General features: G+C 63.1%; 21 protein-coding genes. 12 read left to right on the forward strand and 9 right to left on the reverse strand.

From position 1 onward, the window contains the following. Positions 1-131 precede the first annotated feature (131 nt). Together ABDW57_RS05360 and ABDW57_RS05365 are read left to right on the forward strand one after the other, a co-directional pair. Positions 132-557 (forward strand): YeeE/YedE family protein, encoded by a 426-nt coding sequence (locus ABDW57_RS05360; RefSeq protein WP_343729179.1) that lies wholly within the window; start codon positions 132-134, stop codon positions 555-557. Beyond that, entirely contained in the window at positions 554-946 is a 393-nt protein-coding gene (locus ABDW57_RS05365) for a DUF6691 family protein (RefSeq protein WP_343729180.1), read from the forward strand. Before ABDW57_RS05360 ends, ABDW57_RS05365 begins: the two co-directional genes overlap by 4 nt. Here ABDW57_RS05365 and ABDW57_RS05370 read toward each other — a convergent pair. Further along, positions 934-3,024, reverse strand: coding sequence for a TonB-dependent siderophore receptor (locus ABDW57_RS05370; protein ID WP_343729181.1), 2,091 nt, complete (start codon positions 3,022-3,024; stop codon positions 934-936). The genes ABDW57_RS05365 and ABDW57_RS05370 overlap by 13 nt on opposite strands. Positions 3,025-3,244: 220 nt before the next feature. Continuing rightward, complete coding sequence (locus ABDW57_RS05375; RefSeq protein ID WP_343729182.1) at positions 3,245-4,144, reverse strand: LysR family transcriptional regulator; 900 nt, start codon at positions 4,142-4,144, stop codon at positions 3,245-3,247. A gap of 96 nt (positions 4,145-4,240) precedes the next feature. Between ABDW57_RS05375 and ABDW57_RS05380 the strand changes: the two genes are divergently transcribed. After that, positions 4,241-5,086 carry a type 1 glutamine amidotransferase domain-containing protein gene (locus ABDW57_RS05380; RefSeq protein ID WP_343729183.1) on the forward strand — a complete coding sequence of 282 codons (846 nt, stop codon included), beginning with the start codon at positions 4,241-4,243 and terminating at the stop codon, positions 5,084-5,086. Here ABDW57_RS05380 and ABDW57_RS05385 read toward each other — a convergent pair. After that, positions 5,083-5,532, reverse strand: a complete 450-nt coding sequence (locus tag ABDW57_RS05385; RefSeq protein ID WP_343729184.1) for a GNAT family N-acetyltransferase — start codon at positions 5,530-5,532, stop codon at positions 5,083-5,085. The two genes, ABDW57_RS05380 and ABDW57_RS05385, sit on opposite strands and share 4 nt — an antisense overlap. Before the next feature lie 108 nt (positions 5,533-5,640). Here ABDW57_RS05385 and ABDW57_RS05390 point away from each other — a divergent pair, with 108 nt between their 5' ends. Further along, complete coding sequence (locus ABDW57_RS05390; RefSeq protein WP_343729185.1) at positions 5,641-6,264, forward strand: flavin reductase family protein; 624 nt, start codon at positions 5,641-5,643, stop codon at positions 6,262-6,264. 6 nt (positions 6,265-6,270) lie between these two features. Here the strand turns inward: ABDW57_RS05390 and ABDW57_RS05395 are convergent, their stop codons facing one another. Further along, positions 6,271-7,296, reverse strand: coding sequence for a type II asparaginase (locus ABDW57_RS05395; protein ID WP_343729186.1), 1,026 nt, complete (start codon positions 7,294-7,296; stop codon positions 6,271-6,273). 167 nt (positions 7,297-7,463) lie between these two features. Here ABDW57_RS05395 and ABDW57_RS05400 point away from each other — a divergent pair, with 167 nt between their 5' ends. Beyond that, positions 7,464-7,793 (forward strand): hypothetical protein, encoded by a 330-nt coding sequence (locus ABDW57_RS05400; RefSeq protein WP_343729187.1) that lies wholly within the window; start codon positions 7,464-7,466, stop codon positions 7,791-7,793. Between the two features lie 55 nt (positions 7,794-7,848). On the opposite strand, the gene ABDW57_RS05405 is transcribed toward ABDW57_RS05400, so the two are convergent. Continuing rightward, positions 7,849-8,742, reverse strand: coding sequence for a collagen-binding domain-containing protein (locus tag ABDW57_RS05405; protein WP_343729188.1), 894 nt, complete (start codon positions 8,740-8,742; stop codon positions 7,849-7,851). Positions 8,743-8,953: 211 nt separating this feature from the next. On the opposite strand from ABDW57_RS05405, the gene ABDW57_RS05410 reads away from it, so the two are divergent. Beyond that, positions 8,954-10,642 (forward strand): FAD-dependent oxidoreductase, encoded by a 1,689-nt coding sequence (locus ABDW57_RS05410; RefSeq protein ID WP_343729189.1) that lies wholly within the window; start codon positions 8,954-8,956, stop codon positions 10,640-10,642. On the opposite strand, the gene ABDW57_RS05415 is transcribed toward ABDW57_RS05410, so the two are convergent. The 4 genes from ABDW57_RS05415 to ABDW57_RS05430 form a co-directional block, all read right to left on the reverse strand. Continuing rightward, positions 10,639-11,745: a patatin-like phospholipase family protein gene (locus tag ABDW57_RS05415; RefSeq protein ID WP_343729190.1), complete on the reverse strand. Its 1,107-nt coding sequence runs from the start codon at positions 11,743-11,745 to the stop codon at positions 10,639-10,641. The two genes, ABDW57_RS05410 and ABDW57_RS05415, sit on opposite strands and share 4 nt — an antisense overlap. A gap of 238 nt (positions 11,746-11,983) precedes the next feature. Beyond that, positions 11,984-14,089 (reverse strand): TonB-dependent receptor, encoded by a 2,106-nt coding sequence (locus tag ABDW57_RS05420; RefSeq protein WP_343729191.1) that lies wholly within the window; start codon positions 14,087-14,089, stop codon positions 11,984-11,986. A gap of 3 nt (positions 14,090-14,092) precedes the next feature. Further along, positions 14,093-15,952: a M23/M56 family metallopeptidase gene (locus ABDW57_RS05425; protein ID WP_343729192.1), complete on the reverse strand. Its 1,860-nt coding sequence runs from the start codon at positions 15,950-15,952 to the stop codon at positions 14,093-14,095. Further along, positions 15,952-16,326, reverse strand: a complete 375-nt coding sequence (locus tag ABDW57_RS05430; RefSeq protein WP_343729193.1) for a BlaI/MecI/CopY family transcriptional regulator — start codon at positions 16,324-16,326, stop codon at positions 15,952-15,954. The genes ABDW57_RS05425 and ABDW57_RS05430 overlap by 1 nt, the downstream gene beginning before the upstream one ends. A 240-nt stretch (positions 16,327-16,566) precedes the next feature. Between ABDW57_RS05430 and ABDW57_RS05435 the strand changes: the two genes are divergently transcribed. The 6 genes from ABDW57_RS05435 (at position 16,567) to ABDW57_RS05460 (ending at position 20,631) form a co-directional block, all read left to right on the forward strand. Next, the gene (locus tag ABDW57_RS05435; RefSeq protein ID WP_343729194.1) at positions 16,567-17,184 is read left to right on the forward strand and encodes a hemolysin III family protein; all 618 of its coding nucleotides are present in this window, start codon (positions 16,567-16,569) and stop codon (positions 17,182-17,184) included. A gap of 13 nt (positions 17,185-17,197) precedes the next feature. After that, complete coding sequence (locus ABDW57_RS05440) at positions 17,198-18,079, forward strand: LysR family transcriptional regulator (RefSeq protein WP_343729195.1); 882 nt, start codon at positions 17,198-17,200, stop codon at positions 18,077-18,079. A 94-nt stretch (positions 18,080-18,173) separates the two neighbouring features. Then, positions 18,174-18,332 (forward strand): hypothetical protein, encoded by a 159-nt coding sequence (locus ABDW57_RS05445; RefSeq protein WP_343729196.1) that lies wholly within the window; start codon positions 18,174-18,176, stop codon positions 18,330-18,332. A 132-nt stretch (positions 18,333-18,464) separates the two neighbouring features. Further along, positions 18,465-18,842, forward strand: a complete 378-nt coding sequence (locus ABDW57_RS05450) for a DUF5668 domain-containing protein (RefSeq protein ID WP_343729197.1) — start codon at positions 18,465-18,467, stop codon at positions 18,840-18,842. After that, a complete protein-coding gene (locus ABDW57_RS05455) occupies positions 18,839-19,552 on the forward strand; it encodes a DUF5668 domain-containing protein (protein ID WP_343729198.1) in 714 nt (237 codons plus the stop codon). The genes ABDW57_RS05450 and ABDW57_RS05455 overlap by 4 nt, the downstream gene beginning before the upstream one ends. Further along, positions 19,552-20,631 carry a histidine kinase gene (locus tag ABDW57_RS05460; RefSeq protein WP_343729199.1) on the forward strand — a complete coding sequence of 360 codons (1,080 nt, stop codon included), beginning with the start codon at positions 19,552-19,554 and terminating at the stop codon, positions 20,629-20,631. Before ABDW57_RS05455 ends, ABDW57_RS05460 begins: the two co-directional genes overlap by 1 nt. The last annotated feature ends 3 nt before the right edge of the window (positions 20,632-20,634 follow it).

The following is a 20,634-nucleotide window of genomic DNA, read 5'->3' on the forward strand; positions in this document are numbered from 1 at the left end:
GCTATTTGGACGGCCAGCCGCCGCCAGCGCAGGCAATTCAGCATTTCCTACAGCGGGGCGCCTCAAAATCGGCTAATATCATGCTCAAATTTGGCATGAACATGCCGGTTTCTAGTACGGAGAGGGGCGTCATGAAGATAGACTATGTGCACTTCACACCATGGGCGTCGCTCGCCGGCGGTGTGCTGATCGGCCTGGCGGCGGCGCTGCTAATTGCACGCATGGGCCGAATTGCTGGTATTAGCGGGATTATTGGCGGATTATTTCGGCCGGTAAAAGGCGATATTGGCTGGCGGCTGGCGTTTATTGCCGGCTTGATTATCGCGCCAATGGCAGCTGCGGTTTTCGGCTATCGGCCCGAAGTACAAGTGGATGCCTCGTGGACGAGCTTGATTATTGCCGGCTTATTGGTTGGCCTCGGTACCCGATATGGCTCGGGATGTACCAGCGGTCATGGCGTGTGCGGGATATCCCGTCTTTCTCCACGGTCGTTGGTTGCCACGCTGAGTTTCATGGCGGCCGGATTTATTACCGTTTATCTTTTACGGCATTTATGATGATCCCGTTTATTGTTGGCCTGATATTTGGCCTGGGCCTGATTGTTTCCGGGATGGCGAATCCGGCAAAAGTTCTGGGTTTTCTGGATTTAGCGGGAAACTGGGATCCATCGCTGATGTTTGTCATGGGCGGCGCCATTGGCGTCGCTTTCTTTGCCTTTCGCTGGGCTAAATCCCGTCATATACCTTTGCCGACAGGAACGAATATCGATCGCCGCCTGATATTCGGCTCGCTGGCATTTGGCGCGGGTTGGGGCATTGCAGGATTCTGTCCCGGCCCGGCATTGGTGGCGCTGGGAATGGGCTTGCCCAAGGCCCTGGTTTTTATTGCCGCTATGCTAGCCGGCATGGGCATTTACGAACTGGTCAACCGTGCTCAGAAGCGATAGCGCGCCGTCAGTTGTACCGAGCGCGGAGCACCAGGCAGGTTGAGATTCTTGTTACTGCCGTGCCCGGCGATGGTGTACGCCTTGTCCGCCAGGTTCAGCAGATTCAGCGTCAGGTCCAGGCCGCGATCGCGGTAGTAAACCATGGCATCGGCTGTCACATAGCTTGGCAGCACCACTGTGTTGCCGGGATTGGCAAAGCGGTCGCCCACGTAGTTCAGGCCGGCGCCAGCGCCAAAGTGGCCTGCCAGCGCCTTGGTCAGCCACAGGTTGGCGCTGTTTTTGGGCGTCAGCGTCGGACGTTTGCCTTGCACGAACTGGCCGTCGTCCTTGGCGACGGAGGCGATCATCTTGCCGTCCAGCCAGGCATAACCGGCCCACGCCTGCCAGCCGTCGCCCAGATCGCCGCTGAAGGTCAGTTCCACGCCATTGGTGCGCTGGGTGCCGACCGGCAGCAGCTTGTTGCTGACCGGATCGGTGGATTTCATGTTGTCGCGGGTTAGCTGGAACAGCGAAACCCCAGCCGAGGCGCGACCGCCGAACAGGTCGTATTTGGCGCCGATTTCCTTGTTTTTGGTGGTTTCCGGCGCGATATCGACGTTATTCGCCGCCAGCGCGAAGCCTTCGCCAGATGGCTGGAACGAGCGGCTGAAGGAGGCATAGTAGGACTGCGCGCTGTCTGGCTGGTACACCAGGCCGGCGCGCGGGCTCCAGTTGCGGTCGGTGCGGGCCAGATTGGCGGCGCTGGCAATGCGCTGCAGGGTTTGCTGCTCAAAACGGTCGTAACGCACGCCTGCCAGCGCTTTCCATTCCGGCGAGAGCGTCACCAAGTTCTGCACATAAGCGCTGGCGACGCGGAATACGCCCAGATTGTTCGTCGTCGGCGCACCGCCAGCGGTAAAAGGTACAACTGGCGCGACGGGATTGAACAATGACACGGTGGCGGCATTGGCTTGGGAGCGCACCAGCTGGTACTTGTTCTGCTTGCCGAACTCCACGCCGTACAGCAGCGTGTGCTGCATGCCGCCCAGTTCGGCGTGCTGGGTCAGCTCGGTCTGGTTGCTGTAGCCGTCCTCGTCGCGCAGGACGTTGCCGCGCGTCAGCGACACGGTCTTGGCCACCTCGTTTACGGAGCCGACCAGCGTATTATTCCGGTTCAGCGAATAATCGTAGTGACGGAACGCGTTTCTAATCGAAAACTGCTGATTGAAGCGGTGATCCAGCGTAAAACCGTAGGCGTACACGCGCGATTCGCTGAAGTCGAACTGGCGGGCGTTGGCCGCGCCATAGTAGGTGCTGGCCGCTACGTTCACCGGCCGCCCCTGGTAAGACGGGTTGCCGAAGTCGGTCAGGCGCTTGTCGTGCAGGTATTCGGTCTGCAGCAGCAATTGCGTATCCGCACTGATGCGGAACAGGGCGGAAGGCGCCAGCGCCTGGCGCTCAAGGAATTGCTGATCGCGGTAGCTGTCGGCGTCTTCCACCGCGCCCGTCAGGCGCACGGCGGCGTTCTGGTCGGGCAGGTTGCGCGCCAGGTCGAATTCGCCGCGCTTCTGGCCCCAGCTGCCAACCTGCAGGCTGACTTCAGTGCGGTCGACGCCCGGTTTCTTGGTGATGCGGTTGATCATGCCGCCCGACGAACCCCGGCCGTACAGCACCGAAGCCGGGCCTTTGACGACCTCGACTTGCTCAATATTCGACAAATCGCGGAAATACGGGGCATCGTCGCGCATTCCGTCGACAAACTGGTCGCTGATGGCGCTAAAACCGCGGATGGTGACCTGGTCGCGCTGACCGTCGCCGGTTGAAAGGCCGATGCCCGGCACATTCTTCAGCGCGTCCTGCAGCGAACGCGCGCCCTGGTCGTGCAGCAACTGGGCCGGCACCACGTTGACGGTTTGCGGGATGTCGCGCAGCGGAGCGTCGATTTTGGCGGCACTGCTGGAGGTCGCGATGCGGTAGCCGTCTTCGCTGGCGCCGGTCACGGTCACCGTTTGCATGGTCTGCTCAGTCTGGGCGGCAACGAAAGAAGAAAAGGAGAGGCCCGCAAGCATTAGCGCCAGCGGGGTTTTTTGCATAGCCATGGTAGTCCTTGAAGTAGTTGCATGGCTGGCTTTTGGCTGGCTAAATGAGAATTGTTATCATTGAATTATGCTCCTAAGTTGAAAGCCGCGCAAGCGTGGGAATCACCGTGCGGTGGATAACTTAGCTGCGAAAAAATTACGCAGCAAAACTTTATCTTTTAAATACAAGGGCTTGGGTGGTACTGCTGGCGCTTGTTAACAGCCTTATCCACAGAATTTGTTAACAACCGGACGGCAGGCTGTCGATCAGCGCCCGGCTGGCGGCGGACATGCGGCGGTGCGGTGGATAAATCAGCGAGAACGGCCGGCTGCGGCCGCGCAGGCCTGGCAGCACTTCCACCAACTGTCCGCTGCGCAAACGTTCCTCGGCAACGAACTGATAGGTCTGGCAAATACCCAGTCCCTGCTGCGTCAGCGAGACTACACCCAGCACATCGTCTGTCACCAGCATGCGCGCCGGCGCCAGCCAGTCGACATTGTTGCCATCGACCTGCAACAGCCATGGCGCTTGCCGGCCACTGCTGGGCATGACGAAGGGCAGGCAGGCGTGCGCGGCCAGCTCTTCCAGGCTGGACGGAGTGCCAGCCTGGCGCAGGTAGGCCGGCGCCGCGACCAGGCACAGCGCCTCGTCGCCCAGTCGTCTGGCGGCCAGCCCGCTATCGGCCAGTTCGCCAAGGCGGATCGCCATGTCATAGCCTTCATCCACCAGATCGACATTGCGGTTGCTGATGCTGAGTTCGATGGTGACCTGCGGGTGCTGCTCCATGAATTGCTTCAACAGCGCCGGCAGACGGTAGTGTCCCCAGGTGGTCGGCACGCTGATGCGCACCTTGCCCGACAGTGCGCCGCCTTGGCCCTGGATGGCGCGCTCGGCGTCGGCTATCAGGGCGAATGCGCTGCGCGCCTGCTCAAGATACAGGTTGCCGGCCTCGGTCACGCTCAGGCGCCGGGTGGTGCGCCGGATCAACTGCACGCCCAGCCGCGTTTCCAGCCGCGCCACCGCCCGGCTCAGCACCGATGGCGTGGTGCCCAGCGCCACCGCCGCGGCGCTGATGGTGCCTTTGTCGACGATGGTAACAAAGGCTTCCACGTCCGCCATGTGATCGAATTGCCGTGCCATTCATGCCTTTCAAGAACAAATGATTTGGTTGTGAGCGTATTTAATCATAGCAAAGGCATGAATACACTGTCGTCATTGCAAACAAGGAGTCTGACCATGACAAATACCATCCGCCCAACCATCGCCGGCGCCGTGCTGGGCCTGGCCGCCATCGGCGCCAATGCCGCCAACGTGCTGGTCGTGCTGTCCGACGAATCCCGGCTGGCGCTGCGCGACCAGCGCAGCTTCGATACCGGTTTCTACGCCAACGAGTTGATGCAGCCGGTCAAGAAGCTGCTGGACGCCGGTCACACCGTCACCTTCGCTACACCGCTCGGCAAGGCGCCGACAGTGGACCGCAGCTCGCTCAACAAAATGTACTTCGGAAATGACGAAGTCAGCATGCAGCAGCATGTGGCGCTGCTGGACAAACTGCAAATCACCTCGGTGGCCAATTCGCCGGTGATCAGCCTGGCGCGCGTGGAGCAGGCCGGGTACGATCGTTACGACGCGGTCTACATTCCCGGCGGCCACGCGCCGATGCAGGATTTGCTGCACAGCGCGCCGCTGGGGCGCCTGCTGACCAGCTTCCATCAGCAGGGCAAACCGACCGCGCTGGTGTGCCACGGACCAGTTGCGCTGCTGTCGACGCTGGCGCAGCCGCAAGCCTTCACCAGGCCGCTGGAAACCGGCGCCAAGGCAGGCAAGGCGCCAGCCTGGATTTATGCCGGCTACCAGATGACGGTGATCAGCAACGACGAGGAAGAAGCGGCCAAGCCGATGTTGAATGGCGGCCAGATGAAGTTCACACCGCAAACGGCCTTGCAGCGTGCCGGCGGCATCTACAGCAGCGCCGCCAACTGGCAGGCGAAAGTGGTGGTGGATCGCGAACTGATCACCGGCCAGAATCCCGCCTCGGCCAATGACGTGGCGGACCAGCTGCTGGCCCGCCTCAAGCCTTAATGCGGCTGCGGAGAGAACAGCCGGGGCTGGAAGGGATTGATTTCCTTGCGCAGCAGACGCGGCAGTAGGGGGTCGGTTACGAAAGCCTGTGATTTGTAGAAGTTGTCGGTGCCGTCGCCGGCTTCCAGCAGCAGGCGGCGGATGCCGATGCTCAGCGCATATTGCTCGATCCGCTTCATGATCCAGTGGCCGATGCCTTGGCCACGGTACTGGCTCAGTATCATCAATTCCGACACGAAGCAGAATTCCGGCGCCGCCAGCTCCAGCCGGGCGATGCCGATCTGCTTGTTCTTGTGCTCTACCGCCACCCATTGCACCTTGCCGCGCGCGTCGGCCGCGCTGGCGCGCGGCAGGGCGCCCTCAGTGTCGGCGTCCCGGCGGAATGCCATCACAACCTTGGTTGAGGGCGCTGTTTTCAGCAGGCGGAATAGCAGATCGAGGTCCATGATACGTGTTTCCTGTAAGCGATTCACGTATGCTGCGGCGCGCACGGCAGGGGCGCAACCCCCAATTTGTATAAATTGTTTCCCATCTGGCATGTGCGACAATGGGGCATGGACAATCAATACTTCTACCAGCCGGCACAAGGACACGGCCTGCCGCACGATCCCTTTAACGCCATTGTCGGCCCGCGGCCTATCGGCTGGATTTCCAGCCGCTCAGCAGATGGCATGCTGAACCTGGCACCTTACAGTTTCTTTAATGCCTTCAATTACACGCCGCCACTGATCGGCTTTGCCAGCCTGGGCCGCAAGGACACCTTGCGCAATATCGAAGAAACCGGGGAATTTGTCTGGAATCTGGCCACCCGCCCGCTGGCTGATGCCATGAACGCCAGTTGCGCTGCCGCGCCACCGGAAGTGGATGAATTCCAGCTGGCCGGCCTGGCCACCGCGCCGTCGCGCATTGTCTCGGTGCCGCGCGTGGCGGGCAGCCCGGTATCGTTCGAATGCAAGTGCAGCCAGATCATCCGCCTGCAAGGCGCGTCCGGCGTGGAGACCAACAGCTGGCTGATCCTGGGCGAGGTGGTGGGGGTGCACATCGCCCACAGCGCGCTGCGCGACGGCATATACGACACGGCCGGATCGCGCCCCATCCTGCGTGGCGGCGGCCCGGCCGATTACTTTGAAATCACGCCGGATAGCTTGTTCCGCATGACGCGGCCCAGCTACCCGTAAGCGCGATCAATAGGTGTAGAACATGCGCTGAATCTGCTTGGTGTCGCTGGTCTTGGTCAGCGCCAGCATCAACAGGATGCGGGCTTTCTGTGGATTCAGGGTGTCGGAGGCAACGAAGTCCAGCTCATCATCGTTGGCTTCGCCGTTGCGCGCTACGATGCCCTGGCCAACGCGGGCCGAACGCACGATCAGCACGCCTTGTTTGCGCGCCGCCACCAGGCCGGTCTTGACCGAGGTCGCCAGGCTGCCGTCACCCACGCCGGCGTGGATGATGCCCTTGGCGCCAGCGGCCACCAGCGCGTTCAGCGCAACCGGGCTAACATTGGCGTAGCCGTAAACGATGTCCACTTGCGGCAGCGTGTCCAGCTTGCTGACGTCGAACTCGCTGTCCACGGTGTGTTTGCGGGTCGAGGCACGGTAGAAGTACGGCTTGTTGCCCTGGATATAGCCCAGCAGGCCCAGTTCCGGGGTCTTGAAGCTGTCCGGGGTCGAGGTATTGGTCTTGGTGACATCGCGGGCGGCGTGGATCTGGTCGTTCAGCGCCACCAGCACGCCTTTGCCGACCGCGTCCTTGCTGGCGGCCAGCAGCACGGCGTTATACAGGTTGATCGGACCGTCAGCCGACAGCGCGGTGCCCGGGCGCATGGCGCCGACCAGCACCACCGGTTTGCTGCTCTTGACGGTCAGGTCCAGGAAGTAGGCGGTTTCTTCCAGCGTGTCGGTACCGTGGGTGATGACGATGCCGTCCACGTCGGGTTGCGCCAGCAGGGTGTTGACGCGCTTGGCCAGCTTCAGCCAGTGGTCGTTGCTCATGTTTTCGCTGGCGATCTGGAACACTTGCTCGCCCTTGACGTCGGCTACCTTGGCCAGCTCCGGCACCGCCGCGATCAGGCGGTCCACGCCGACGGTGGCAGCGGTGTAGCCAACCGTGGTGGTGGTGCTGGCGCCGCTGCCGGCAATGGTGCCGCCGGTGGCCAGAATGGTTACGTGGGCCAGTTTTTCTGCTGCCCCGGCATAAGAACTGAGCAACATTGCACAGGCGAGCACGGCTTGGCCCCAGCGGTTAGAATTATTATTAAAGAACATGAAGTCTCCTGATGGGTTTGTAAAGTTTTACATTTTAACAAAGCGACTGCCTGTCAACAATGCGCTGCGTTGCTGCGTTAATACGAGGTTGCGGGATAATAAAGAGAATACATATGAGATTGGTTATCACGATCGCATTATTGCTGGCGCTGGGCGCTTGCGGCAAGACTGCGGAGCAAAAACAGCGCGAAGAAGCCGCTGCGCTCACCACACTGGGTGAAAAATACGTCAGGGAGAAGGTGTTGGAGCCGACTCAGGCGCAGTTCCGCAACCAGTTCATCGGCAAGGGCGGGGCGCCGTGCGGCGAGGTCAACGCCAAGGATGCGTTTGGCGGCTATATCGGTTTCCAGCGCTATATCTCGGTGGCGCGTGACTTGACCGTGCTGGCGCAGGACGTCCCGCCGGCGGAATTTGAGGCACAGTGGCGGCAGCTGTGCCGTTAAATAAAAAACGGAGCCAGCTGGCTCCGTTTTTACGCGATACCGCGCGGGGTGCGGCTCAGGCCTTGCGGCGGCGAACCAGTGCCAGGGCTGCCAGGCCAACGCCCATCATGGCCCAGGTCGAAGGCTCGGGAACAGCCGGCAGGGTGCCGAGGAAGGCGCGGTCGTGCAGTTCGCCCGGACCGGTGTAGCTCTCGGCGTACAGGAAACCGTTCATGGCCGAACCGGCTTGCACGTCCGAGGTGCCGGCCAGCACGGTGCCGTACCAGCCTTTGAAGTTGACCTGGGTGGTATCGACGAAGTTCCAGATGATGCGGTTGCCCAGGTGGGTGTCATCGTTGAAATTGCCGTTGATGGTCAGGGCTTTTTCGCCATTGGCGGCGATCGAGCCGTCGTAGCGCACATTGATCACCACGGTGTTGGCGGTGCCGGCAAATTTGATGGTGGCAGCCGAGGCCAGCTGGCTGGTGGTGATGTTGAACACCGAGGTGCTGCTGGCGTTGCCGGTCAGGCTGAAGGTGAAGTTGTTCGGATCAGCCGCGTTCAGCACGCTGTTGGCGCTGCTCAGGCCGGCCAGCTGGCTTTCCAGCGCGTTCAGCGGGGTGGAAAAGTCCGAGATGGAGAAGGTTGGCACGCCGTGCTTGACGCTGCCGCCGCCGTTCAGGTTGAACGCGCCGGCGTTGCTGTTGACGTAGTTGACGCCGCCGCCATTGTTGACGTTGCCGCCGCCGTTGGCGCCGATATTGATGGCGTTCACGGCCGAGTAGTCCGAGGCGGTGCCGCGCGGGTTGTTATAGAAAGTGGCGCCCTTGACCAGATTATTGACGACCAGGCGGCCCTCGATATCGCTGGTGGTGGAGACGTCGCCGGTAACCACGGCGTTGAACTGGTTGAGGATCTGGCTCGAAGTCAGCGAGGCAGCCTGAGCCGATACGGCAGCGAAGGTCGCCACGGTGCCGATTGCAAACGTTTTCAGAAGGCGCATAGTCAGAAAATAAAAAGGTAAGAAGAAGTGTCCGGCGCTATTCTAACCCAAAAGCAATACGAATTAGTAAATTTGAATCAGAAATATTTTTTCAGCACTATTATTGCAATATTGCAACGACCGGCGCAGCCATGGAATTAGCGCTATCATGGTGGTCGCATTACACGCGAGGACATGCATGGAACAGAAAAACGGGAGCATCACGGCGCCTCACCTGGCATCATCGGACGTCGGCAACCGCCGCCACCAGATTTTTCCCACGCTGAGCGAAGACCAGTTCGACATTCTGATGCGTTATGGCGAGCGCCGCCACTTTGCCGCCGGCGACGTGCTGTTCCGCCAGGGCGACCGGCACATTGCCATGTACGTCATCATTTCCGGCTCGATTGAAATCGCGCGCGGATCGGCGCTGGGCTCGACCGTGATCGGCGTCCATGGACCCGGCATGTTTACTGGGGAGATGGGCTCGCTGGCCGGCCGGGCCGCCGTCGCCACCGCGCGCGTGGTGGCCGACAGCGAGCTGCTGGTCATCAGCGAGGACTCCTTGCGCACGCTGGTGATTTCGGAAGCGGCGCTGAGCGAAACCATCATGCGCGCCTACATTTTGCGGCGCGTGGTGTATATGTCCGACCAGACCGCCGGCGTGGTGCTGTTTGGCGCGCGCGATTCGCAGCAAACCCTGATCCTGCGCCATTTCCTCAACCGTAACGGCCAGCCGGCCGCCTACTTCGATACCGATGCCGACGAAGAGGCGCAGGCGCTGATGGCGCGTTTCGGCGTCACGCCGGACGACGTGCCAGCGGTGGTCACCCTGAATGGCGAGGTGCTGCGCCGGCCGACGCTGCGCCAGCTGGCGGATGGTATCGGCATCAGTTCGGACAATGTCGACGGCCGCCTGTTTGACGTGGTGGTGGTCGGCGCCGGCCCCGCGGGTCTGGCGGCGGCCGTGTACGCGGCCTCGGAAGGCTTGACGGTGGCGGTGCTGGACGCGAAAGCGCCCGGCGGCCAGGCCGGCGCCAGCTCCAAGATCGAAAACTACTTTGGCTTCCCGACCGGCGTGTCGGGGCAGGCGCTGGCCGGCCGCGGCCTGTCGCAGGCGCGCAAGTTCGGCGCCGAGGTGGCGGTGCCGTTCAAGGTCAGCAACGTCAATTGCGACAGTCCGGAATACGCTATCCAGGTCGATACCGGCGAGCGGTTGCGCGCGCGCGCCATCGTGATTGCCAGCGGTGCGCGCTATCGCAAGCCGGACCTGCCGGGCCTGGAGCGCTTTGAAGGGAAGGGGGTGTATTACAGCGCCTCCTTCATGGAAGCGAACTTCTGCGCCGATGAAGAAGTGGTGATCGTTGGCGGCGGCAATTCGGCCGGGCAGGCGGCGGTGTTCCTGTCGTCGCACGCCAGACATGTGCACATTGTGGTGCGCTCCAGCGGACTGGCAGCCAGCATGTCGCGTTATCTGATCCAGCGTATCGAAGCGTCACCGCGCATCACGCTGCACACACACAAGCAGATCGTCGAGCTGCGCGGCGGCGACCGGCTGGAAAGCATCTGCTGGCAAAGCGCCGGCGGCGAGCCGCGTGAGGCGCCGGCGCGCCATCTGTTCCTGTTCCTGGGCGCGGAACCCAGCACCGCGTGGCTGGGGGATTGCGTGGCGCTCGATGATAAAAACTTCGTCCTCACCGGACCGGACGTGCCGGAGGCGAAGTGGCCGCTGGAGCGTCCGCGCCACTTCCTGGAAACCAGCCGCCCGCGCATCTTTGCCGTCGGCGATGTGCGCAGTGGTTCGGTCAAGCGGGTGGCGGCGGCCGTGGGCGAAGGCTCGGCGGCGGTGGCTTCCTTGCATCAGGCGCTGGCTTCGGACTTCCTTTAAGGCTCGATGCTGCTGAGAGGTTTGCTGTGCCGGTTGGCGCGGCGGATCGGCGGCTGCTGCAACGGCGGCCGCGCCAGCGCTTCCTGCGCGCGTGCATAGCCGAACTGCCACTGATCCTTCATGTGCTGCACGAAGATGGCGTAATTCGGCGGCATGCGCAGCTCAATGCGGTTGCGCAGCCAGTCCAGCTTTTGCTGCAGCTGCTGCTTCTCCAGCACCACCGAGACATCCGACGAATCGATGCGCATGTCGGCCAGGTGCGAGTTGGCGTAGCGCAGGCGCGCGTTGCCGTCCACGCCCAGCACTGAGCGCCAGGCGGGGATCGAAAACACCTGGTCGAAGGCTTCCTTGAATTCCATGATCACTTCCACGCCCAGCCTGCGGGCGATTTCAACCGGGAACAGATCCAGCACACCGCCAATATATTCGTCGCCGCGCAGATGGGCGCAGCGGAAGTAAATCATGTCCGCGATGGAGATGCGGGCGGCTTCGGTGACGCTCACACTGCTGTCGGTCAGCAGCTCGCGCGCGATGGCGTGGTCGCCCCAGCGCGGATCGCTCAGCGGCGAGTCCATGCCTTCCAAAGCGGCGGCCGCGCGCTCCTTGCAGAATACCGTCTCCGCATACAGCTTGCGCTGGCCGCGTGGTTGGCCGACGTCCGCCTCGCTGAACAGCAGCTTGCCGCCGATGATGGCGACGTCCACTTCAGGTGTGGCGGCGGCGGGCGGGAAGGGCAGCTGCGGCGGAATCTCAAACAGATAATCGTTGAACAGGTCCGGAATCACGGGCGCGCTGGCGCTGCTCATCTTGCGTCTGGCCGCGCGCAGCAGCGTGCCAAGCAGCACGGCATTATCGGTCGAACGCAGGCTGCACCAGAACTGATACATGTCCTCGGACGACAGCCAGGCCCGCTGCGCCTCGGGATCGGGCAGGTTGTGGATGATGGCTGCGGCGATGGCGCCGCCGCAGCTGGCCAGCAGCACGTCCGGCGCCTTGCCGGCCTGCCGCAGCGCGGCATACATGCCGATGTAGATTCCGAAACGGAATCCGCCACCGCCCATCACCATGCAGCGTTTATACGGTTTATACGATTCTTGCGTCATAGCCCGCCACCATACCACAGCAAGCAGCGTCCAGCTTGCTTGACGGTTCTCACGACAGGCATATGATGAGCCATGGACAGCCAAACAACATCGCTGGAAGAAGCGCTGCGTACCTTGTTGGCGGTCCGAACTCTACAAGGCGATCGAAGCGCAAACCTGGCGTTTGCTGATCTGGATGACCGCAGTTTGTTCCGGGTTGACTGCCGCGGTCTACTACATCGCGCGAAATGTCAGTTGATCACAACTGCTGCTCCAGCATGACGCGAAGGGTGGCGTGGGTTGGCGTCAGGCGGATGCGTTGCATGGCGCCGCTGCTGTCGGTGTAGCGGTAGGTTTCGCTGGCTTGCTGGCGCAGCAGGTTGCTGGCGGAAAAGCGCAACTGCGTTTTGGCGTTCAGCTTCCACAGCGCGTACAGGTCCAGTTCGCGCTTCGGGCTGGCGCTGGCCAGCACGGCCAGCGATTGACGCGTTGGCCCGGCGGCCTGGTAGTTCAGGTTGCCGCCCAGCGTCCATTGCTGCCAGCGATAATCGGCGCCGAGATTGATGGTGGCCGGCGTCTGGTTTTCCAGCCGGTTGTCCGGTCCCGGCACGTTATCCACCCGCGACCAGTTGCGCGACAGGTTGGCCCGCAGGTCCAGCGTCTTGGTCAGCGGCAGTCTGGCTTCCAGTTCCACGCCGTGCGCGCGCGCGTTGCCGTCGTTGAAGGGCGCCTCGACCCACACGCCATCCTGCTGGAACAAGCGCGATTGCGTGACGTCGCGGATGCGCCGCAGATAGGCGCTGACGCTGAGCAGTGCGCCGCCGCCGGGATAATGTTCATACGCCGCGTCCAGTCCCCACGCCAGTTCCGGCCGCAGATGCGGATTGCCCTGTTCATCGGGATTGGTCTGGTTATTGTTGTTATCGCTGGTGTAACGGCGCGGCACCAGCTTGACCAGCGGCGGTGCCTTGTAAGTGCGGCTGACCGCCAGCCGCAGCACGTCCTTGTTGGCCAGTTCGTAGCGCGATTGCAGGGACGGACTCCAGACCGCCGAGCTGCTGTCCAAAGCATCCGGCGCATTGGCGGCATTGGCTCGGCTGGCGGTGTCCAGCCGTTCGTGGCGCAGGCCCAGGTAGAGCGAGTACTGCTTCGTCATCTGCCATTCGTCCTGTGCGAACAGGGCCAGGCGATTGACGTTGGCGCGGTAGTCGGCGTTGTTGGAACCTGTCTGCCTGCCGTCGCCATCGAACAGGATTTCGTTGCGGTCTTCGCTGCGCACGGCGTGGCTGGCATCCCAGCCGATGGCGATCGCATGCTGCTCGCCGATCGGATGGCGATAGGTGCCGGTGCTGGTGACGGCGTTTTCCACCGGGCCGGAGTCGACATGGTGGCGGCCCAGCGGCTTGCCATCGGCGTCGCGGCCGTGGAAGTCGAATGTGCCGGTGCGGCGGTTGGTGCTGGCGCCAAGTTTCATTTCCAGTTTGGCGCCGTCTGCCAGCAGGTGCGTCCAGTGCAGGTCGCTGCGCAGCATGACGAAGTTGGCGATGAAGTTGGCGTCATTGTGCGGGTACTCGCTGTGCGTGCCAATCAACGCGGTTTCATCGGCGCCGGACAGATTGTCCACGCGACGCAGGTAGGCGAAGCTTTGCCAGCTCAGCGTGTCGCCGTCCGCCAGCTTCCAGCTCAGACGCGGCGTCAAGGTGAGGGCGTCGGTGCGGCCGGATTCCGTTTGCGGCGTATGGCGCAGCAGCGTGAGGGTGCCGTTGGCGTCGCGTTGTTCCTGCCAGTCGGTGAAAGGCTTTGCATTGCGCTTGCGCGTCAGCGTGGCGGCCAGGCTCCAGGAATAAGCATCGCTTTGATCCGAGAGCTGGGCGCTGACGGCGGGTGTGGTTGCGCCGCCTTGCCGCGCGACGCTGGCGCTGACCGAACGCTGGCCGCGCGTGGCCTTCTTCAGGATGATGTTGATGGCGCCGGCCACCGCCTGGTTGCTGAGTTCCGCGGTGGTGCTGCGCAGAATGTCGATGCGTTCTATGGTTTCGGGCGCGATGCTGTCCAGCGAGAAGCCGGCGGCCACCGGCTCGCCGTTGAGCAGGATTTGCGTGTAGCCGTTGCCCAGGCCGCGCATCTGGATCGCGCCGCTGCCGGAGATGCTCACGCCGGGCAGGCGCTTGAGCACATCGGCCAATGTCTGGTCGCCCTGGCGGACGATGTCGGCGTGGTGGATGGTGATGGCGGTGGTGGTCTCGCGCTGGCGCTGATCGGTACGTGTGCCGGTGATCTGGACCTGTTGCGGTGGCGTTTCCGAAGCGTAGGCGCAAGCGGAGACCGCCAGCAGCAAGCTGCTGGTGATGCGTTGTACAGCCATGGTTTATCCCTTTTGTTGGCGGCGTACTTTGAGCGCGCGCGGTGTGGCGTAGGCGTCGAGGTTGGCGAGTCTGGTGGCCGGATCGATGATCTTGCCGTTTTCGCGCACTTCGAGGTGCAGGTGCGGGCCGGTGGCGAAGCCGCTTTGGCCGACCGCGCCGATCAACTGGCCGGCTTGTACGCGTTGGCCGGGCGTGACGTTCACGCTGTCCAGATGGGCGTACAGGGAGCGCTGCGCGCCGTGCTCGATGATGACGGTGTTGCCGTATCGGCCGCCGTTTTCCGTGATCGGCCCGGCGGCGATGACGATGCCGCTGGCGGTGGCGCGCACCGGCGTGCCTTTGGCAGCGGCGAAGTCGATGCCTTTGTGCGCCGTTGGCATTGCACTGCGCATCACGCCGAAGAAGCTGGTAACGCGCACTTTATCCAGCGGGGCGCGCCAGGCTTCGCTGGCTACGGCCGGTGGCGCGGCAGCCAGCGCTGCGCGCGTCAGGTTGCCGTCAGTATGCCCGATGCTGGTCGCCGTGGCACCGGCTGCGGCTGGAGAACTGTACGCTAATGCCGGCTGCAGCACTGCGGCCAGCGCGAGGATGGCTGCCAGTGCGGCGGTGATCAGCCATACGGTCACGCCGCTCAAGGCCGGCAGGCCGTTCTGCTGCATGCTGCGGATGCGCGCGGTAATGGTCGCGCCGCCGAAGGCCGCGGCGCCGGCTGGCGTGAACGCTGTCCATTGCTGGAGCAGGGCTGCGGCGTACTGCTTGCGTTGTTGTTGCGGGCGGCCGGCGAGGACGTGCTGATCGCATTGCAGCTCCAGTGCCCATGCCATTTGCCTGGCCATCCAGCGCTGGGCGGGATTGAACCAGAAAACCGTCTGCAGCGTTGCGGCGATGGCGAGGCACAACGGATCGCGGGTGCGCAGATGATGCAGTTCGTGGGCGACGATCATGTGCTGCTGTTCTTTGGTGAGCGCGTCCAGATGGGCGGGCAGCAGGAGATGCGGACGGCGGAAGCCGATCAGCATCGGGGACACCGCGGCGTTGGTGCGCAGCACGATCAGTTTGCGCTGGGCGATCTCGCTCAGTTGCGCGGCGCTGAATGCGCCGTGGTCGCGCAACGCCTGCGGCGACAGACGCTGCGCACTGGCCAGCAGCCGGCGCCACAAACGCCGCGCACGCAGCGATCTCGCGCAGTAGCGCGCCAGGCCGGCGGCGTAAATCAGCAACCAAAGCGCAGCCAGGCCGAGCGCACCAAGCAGGACTTCTGCGCCAGCATCCGCGCCGGCAGCCCCGGAGGCCCGGACGTCTGCCGCCGACACGCCGTGCGGCGCCACCGCATGCCGCTCAGCCTCGATCATCCCCAGCAAGCTGACCGCTGCTGCCTCGGCGGCGGGCTTCGCCGCGGTGCCAGGTGCGTCACCGCCAGTCTTCGCTGCGCTGGGCCGCGCAATAGCCGTGCCAGGCGTGCCGTCGCCGCCCGCCCCGCTGGAGCGAGGCAGCTCGGCTCCCAGCGTACCCACGCCGGCCTGCGCCCCGCTGGAGCGAGGTAGTTCGACGCCCGGCGTATCCACGCCGGTCTGCGACACGTTGGGGCGCGATGCGATGGCGTCGGGTCCGCGCGCCTCGGTGTTGAAGGCTGCCGCTGGCGCCAGCGTGATTTGGGGGGCGATGCCGGCGTGCGGCAGGAAGGGCAGCACGGCGGCGGCAGCGGTGACGATTTGCGCTGCCAGCCATACATCCCGGCGCGTCCGCAGCGCTGGCCAGCGCCGCGCCGCGACGCTCAGCAGCGCCCACGCCAGCAAGCCCACCACCAAGCAGCTGACGCTGGCCAGCGCCCATTGAAGCATCCAGATCGACCAGATCATCATCAGGTTTCGTCCGCCGGCCAGTCGTGCAGCATCTGCTCCAGCTGCGCCAGCTCCTGCTGATCCACCAGCTTGCTGCCAGTGAACATGGCCACCGGCAGCGGCGCATCCATCTCCATCACGCGCCGCCCGAAATCATGCGCAAACGCCGCCAGCGTGCCAACCTTCTCCAGCCGCGCGCTGTAGACATTCACCCCATGGACCGCCTGCACCGCCACCATCTGCTTCTCCAGCATGCGGTCCAGGGTCTTGCGCGTGGACGAAAACGACCAGTCCAGCTCCGCGCCGGCCGCATCATGAATCTCGCGCGCGCTCAGCGGCTGCTGTTTCCACAGCGCCTTCAGCAAAGTCAGCTCCGTAACCGATGGAATAACCATGAAATATCCTCTATGCGACTAACAGGATTAGTATGCGACAAATGTCGCATGCCGGTCAAGCGAATGTATCTCATTTTGTAACATTGCTTCTTATTAATTCTAAATATGCTACGATGAATTTTTTGCTAACTAGCAACAAGGCATGTGCATGAAGCTGGCGGCGCGTGGCGGCGAGGCGCTATACAATGCCGGTGGCCGCAGCTATCCCAGCCGCAGCCGGCCCTGCATTGGAACCCATTTATGTATTACGGAGAGCGCTTCAATAGCATCACGCACACCGTGGGTGCGGCGCTGGCGGCCATCGGCGGCACACTGCTGATCATCCAGGCTGCCCGCAGTGGCGACGCCTGGAAAATCGTCAGCTTCAGCATCTACGCCGCCACGCTGCTGGCCCTGTACCTGACGTCCACGCTGTATCACAGCCTGCGCGGACGGGCCAAGGACGTGTTGCGGCAGCTGGACTACTGCGCCATTTACCTGCTGATCGCCGGCAGCTACACCCCGTTCACGCTGGTCAGCCTGCGCGGACCGTGGGGCTGGAGCCTGTTTGGCGTGGTGTGGGGACTGGCAGTCATCGGCATTGTGCAGGAGCTCATGTTTGCCAAGGGCGCGCGCTTGCTGTCGCTGCTGATTTACGTGGCGATGGGCTGGGTCGGCGTAATCGGCGCCAGCCCGCTGATCGACGCGCTGGGCTGGGATGGCTTCATGTGGCTGGCGATCGGCGGCCTGGTGTACACGCTGGGCATTGCCTTCTTTGTCACCGACCACAAGTGGCGTTACGGCCACGGGGTCTGGCATTTGTTTGTACTGGGCGGCAGCGCATGCCATTTCGGCGCGGTGCTGCTCTACGTGGCGTAAGGATAGAACACCGGTGGACATCAACTCGGACGACTTAAAAACCTTCATCACCGTGATCGATAGCGGCACCCTGAGCGCCGCTTCGGTCCACCTCGGGCAGACCACCTCCGGCGTCAGTCGCGCGCTGTCGCGCCTGGAAGACAAGCTGGCCACCTCGCTGCTGACGCGTACCACGCGCCGTATGGAGCTGACCGAGGAAGGCCAACTGTTCCTGGAAAAAGCCCGCGCCATCCTGGGCGCCATGGAAGAAGCCGAAGAAACCATCCGCATCCGCCGCCAGAAGCCGGCCGGCCGCCTGTGTGTGGACGCCGCCTCGCCGTTCATGCTGCATTGCGTGGTGCCGCATGTGGCCGAGTTTCGTGAAATGTACCCCGAGATTCGCCTGGAATTGAGCAGCAACGACCAGATCGCGGACCTGATCGAGCACCGCACCGACATCGCCATCCGCATCGGCACGCTGACCGACTCCACCCTGCACGCGCGGCCGCTGACCTCCAGCCCCTTGTACGTGCTGGCCAGCCCGGACTACCTGGCGCGCCACGGCACGCCGCAGACCCCGGAACAACTGGCGAAGCATTCGCTGCTGGGCTTTGTGCAGTATGAGCTGGGCAACCAGTGGCCGCTGCGCCATGCGGCCGGCAACACGCTGCCGATCACGCCGTCGGTTTCCGCGTCCAGCGGCGAGACCTTGCGCCAGCTGGCACTGGCGGGTCAGGGCATCGTCTGCCTGGCGGACTTCATGACCCGCGCCGACATCGAAGCCGGCCGCCTGGTGAAGGTGCTGGAGCCGGACTACACCGGCTACCGCCAGCAGATCCACGCGGTCTACTACCGCAACACCCAGCTGGCCCAGCGGATCAGCTGCTTCCTGGAGTTTTTGCAGCAAAAACTCTGATCTGCACAGTGTGCGCGCCCGTACAGAGCGACGGGCGGGGTAGGCCTACACTGAACCTACCAAATAACGATGTTGCCGCCACATGGAGGTCATCATGACGCCCACTACGCATCCTTCGAAGTACCTGGTCCGTGCTTATCTTGAACGTCGTTCGCACGAAGTGAAGCCGCCGCCAACCCCGGAAGAGATTCGCCGCCAGCTGGGCTGGGGCCTGATGGCCTTCGAACAAAAAGTCGGCAACGGCCGCAACTGATCCGCCTCCCCACAGCCGGCGAACGCCTCCTTTCGCCGTTCACCGGCCCATTTCCGCCATTCACCGAATAGCGGTTCCCCCGCCAGCAGTTCCCCGGTATTGTTACATTCATACCGACTTGGGGGCATACACATGAACGTAGAAACCGCTTACCGCTGGCGCAAGCAGCTGGTCTGGGGCTTGTCGCTGATCGCCATTGGCTCGGCCGTCCTGCTGGAACGCGCCGACATGCTGGAGCTGGACATCAACTGGACGCAGATCTGGCGCTACTGGCCATGGCTGCTGGTCATCAGCGGCATCACCAAGATTATTCCACCAACCACCCCGCGTTACCTGCTCAACGGCTGCTGGGAGATTTTCTTCGCCGGCTGGTGGTACGTCTCGTTCAACCGCATCTGGGGCTGGGGCTTTGGTGAAACCTGGCCGGCGCTGCTGGTGGCGTGGGGCGTGGGTCTGCTGCTGCGCCCACTGCTGGACAATCTCTTCGCATCATTCAAGGAGCAAGCATGAAAACCCGCCGCGACCGCAACCCCGCCACGCAGATGGTCATCGGCCTGTTCGTCATCGGCCTGGGCATGCTGTTCCTGTTGGATAACCTGGGCTGGCTGGATATTGACCTGCGCATCCACATCCTGCCGACCATTCTGATCGGCGCCGGCATCCTGAAGGTGCTGCAGACCCGTACCCAATCGGGCATCGTGGTGGGCGGCGTGATGATCGCAGCCGGCAGCCTGATCATGCTGAAAGAGCTGGGCTTCATCGACATCAGCTGGCGCACCCTGTGGCCGCTGCTGCTGATTGGCGCCGGCGTGGCGGTAGTGGTCAAGTCCACCGTCAACCGCTCCGCGCTGGAGCAGCAGCTTGGCTCGCTGGACAAGCCGGACGCCGATGCGGTGGTCAACTACACCGCCATCATGGGCGGCTTCAAGCACCGCATCACCACGCAGGACTTCCGCGGCGGCGAAATCACCGCCATCATGGGCGGCTGCGATCTCGATCTGCGTCAAGCCTCGGTGACCGGCGACGCCGTGCTGAATGTGTTTGCCCTGTGCGGCGGCATCACCATCAAGGTGCCGGTCGACTGGACCGTGGTGTTTGACGGCACGCCGATCATGGGCGGCTTTGACGAAAAAACCGTGCCGCCAACCGGACCCGGTTCCGGCAAGCGCCTGATCGTGCGCGGCTACGTCATCATGGGCGGCATGGAAGTCCGCAACTGATGCAGGAGCTGTCCGCAACGCGCCGGGGGACGGTCATCTACCTGCTGGTATGGCTGTTCCTCGGCAGTGCATTGGGCGGGGTGATCTCGTTAGCCAGCGATACGCCGCTGGCCAACGCCATGCTGTTCGCCATTCCCATGAACCTGTGGTACGCGTTCGCGGCCGGCTACTCGGCCTACTACCTGTGCCGCGCTTATCCGCTGGGAACGCGTGGCCCCTGGCAGACCGCAATGGGACTGACGTTGGCGGCGATGGTGCTGGGCTTCCTGTGGCTCATTATCGGCAACCTGTGGAACGCGGTGTGCCTGCTGCTGGGGACTGAATGGAGCGGCATCGTCATCACGCCGCAACTGTCGGTGCTGATCGTGGTGCTGGGTGTGCTGCTGTATGGCTTTGCGGTCGCGCTGCATTACCTGGTGATTGAGTTCGTGCGCGCCAAGAATGCCGAACAGCGCGAGCTGGAATCGCTGCTGATGGCGCAGGAGGCCGAGCTGCGCATGCTGCGCACGCAGATCGATCCGCACTTCCTGTTCAACAGCCTGAATTCCATCAGCGCGTTGACCTCGCAAGACCCAAAAGCGGCGCGGCGCATGACGCTGGAACTGGCCAGCTTCTTCCGCCAGAGCCTGGGCATGGAAGCGCACAAGAAGGTGACCCTGGGCGAGGAGATGGTGCTGATCCGGCATTTCCTCGCCATCGAGCAGGTGCGCTTTGGCGAGCGCCTGCAAGTGGAGGAGGACATTGGGGAGGGCGCGGCCGAGTGCCTGGTGCCGCCCATGATAATCCAGCCGCTGGTGGAGAACGCCGTCAAGCACGGCATCTGCAATATGCCGGAGGGCGGTACCATACGGATTACCGCACGGCGCGCGGGATCGATATTGAAGATCGGCGTGGCCAATCCGGTGGACGAGGACATGGCGTCGATCCGCAGCGAGGGCCACGGCATAGGTCTGAGCAACGTGCGCCAGCGTCTGGCCGGCGCTTACAAGCACGAAGCCGGCATCCAATGGGGACGGCATGACAACAGCTTTGGCGTGGACATCACAATGCCCGCGCAAACGAGCGAACAAGGGGATTGAGGT

Source organism: Duganella sp. (genome assembly GCF_039595735.1).
GTDB lineage: Bacteria > Pseudomonadota > Gammaproteobacteria > Burkholderiales > Burkholderiaceae_D > Rugamonas.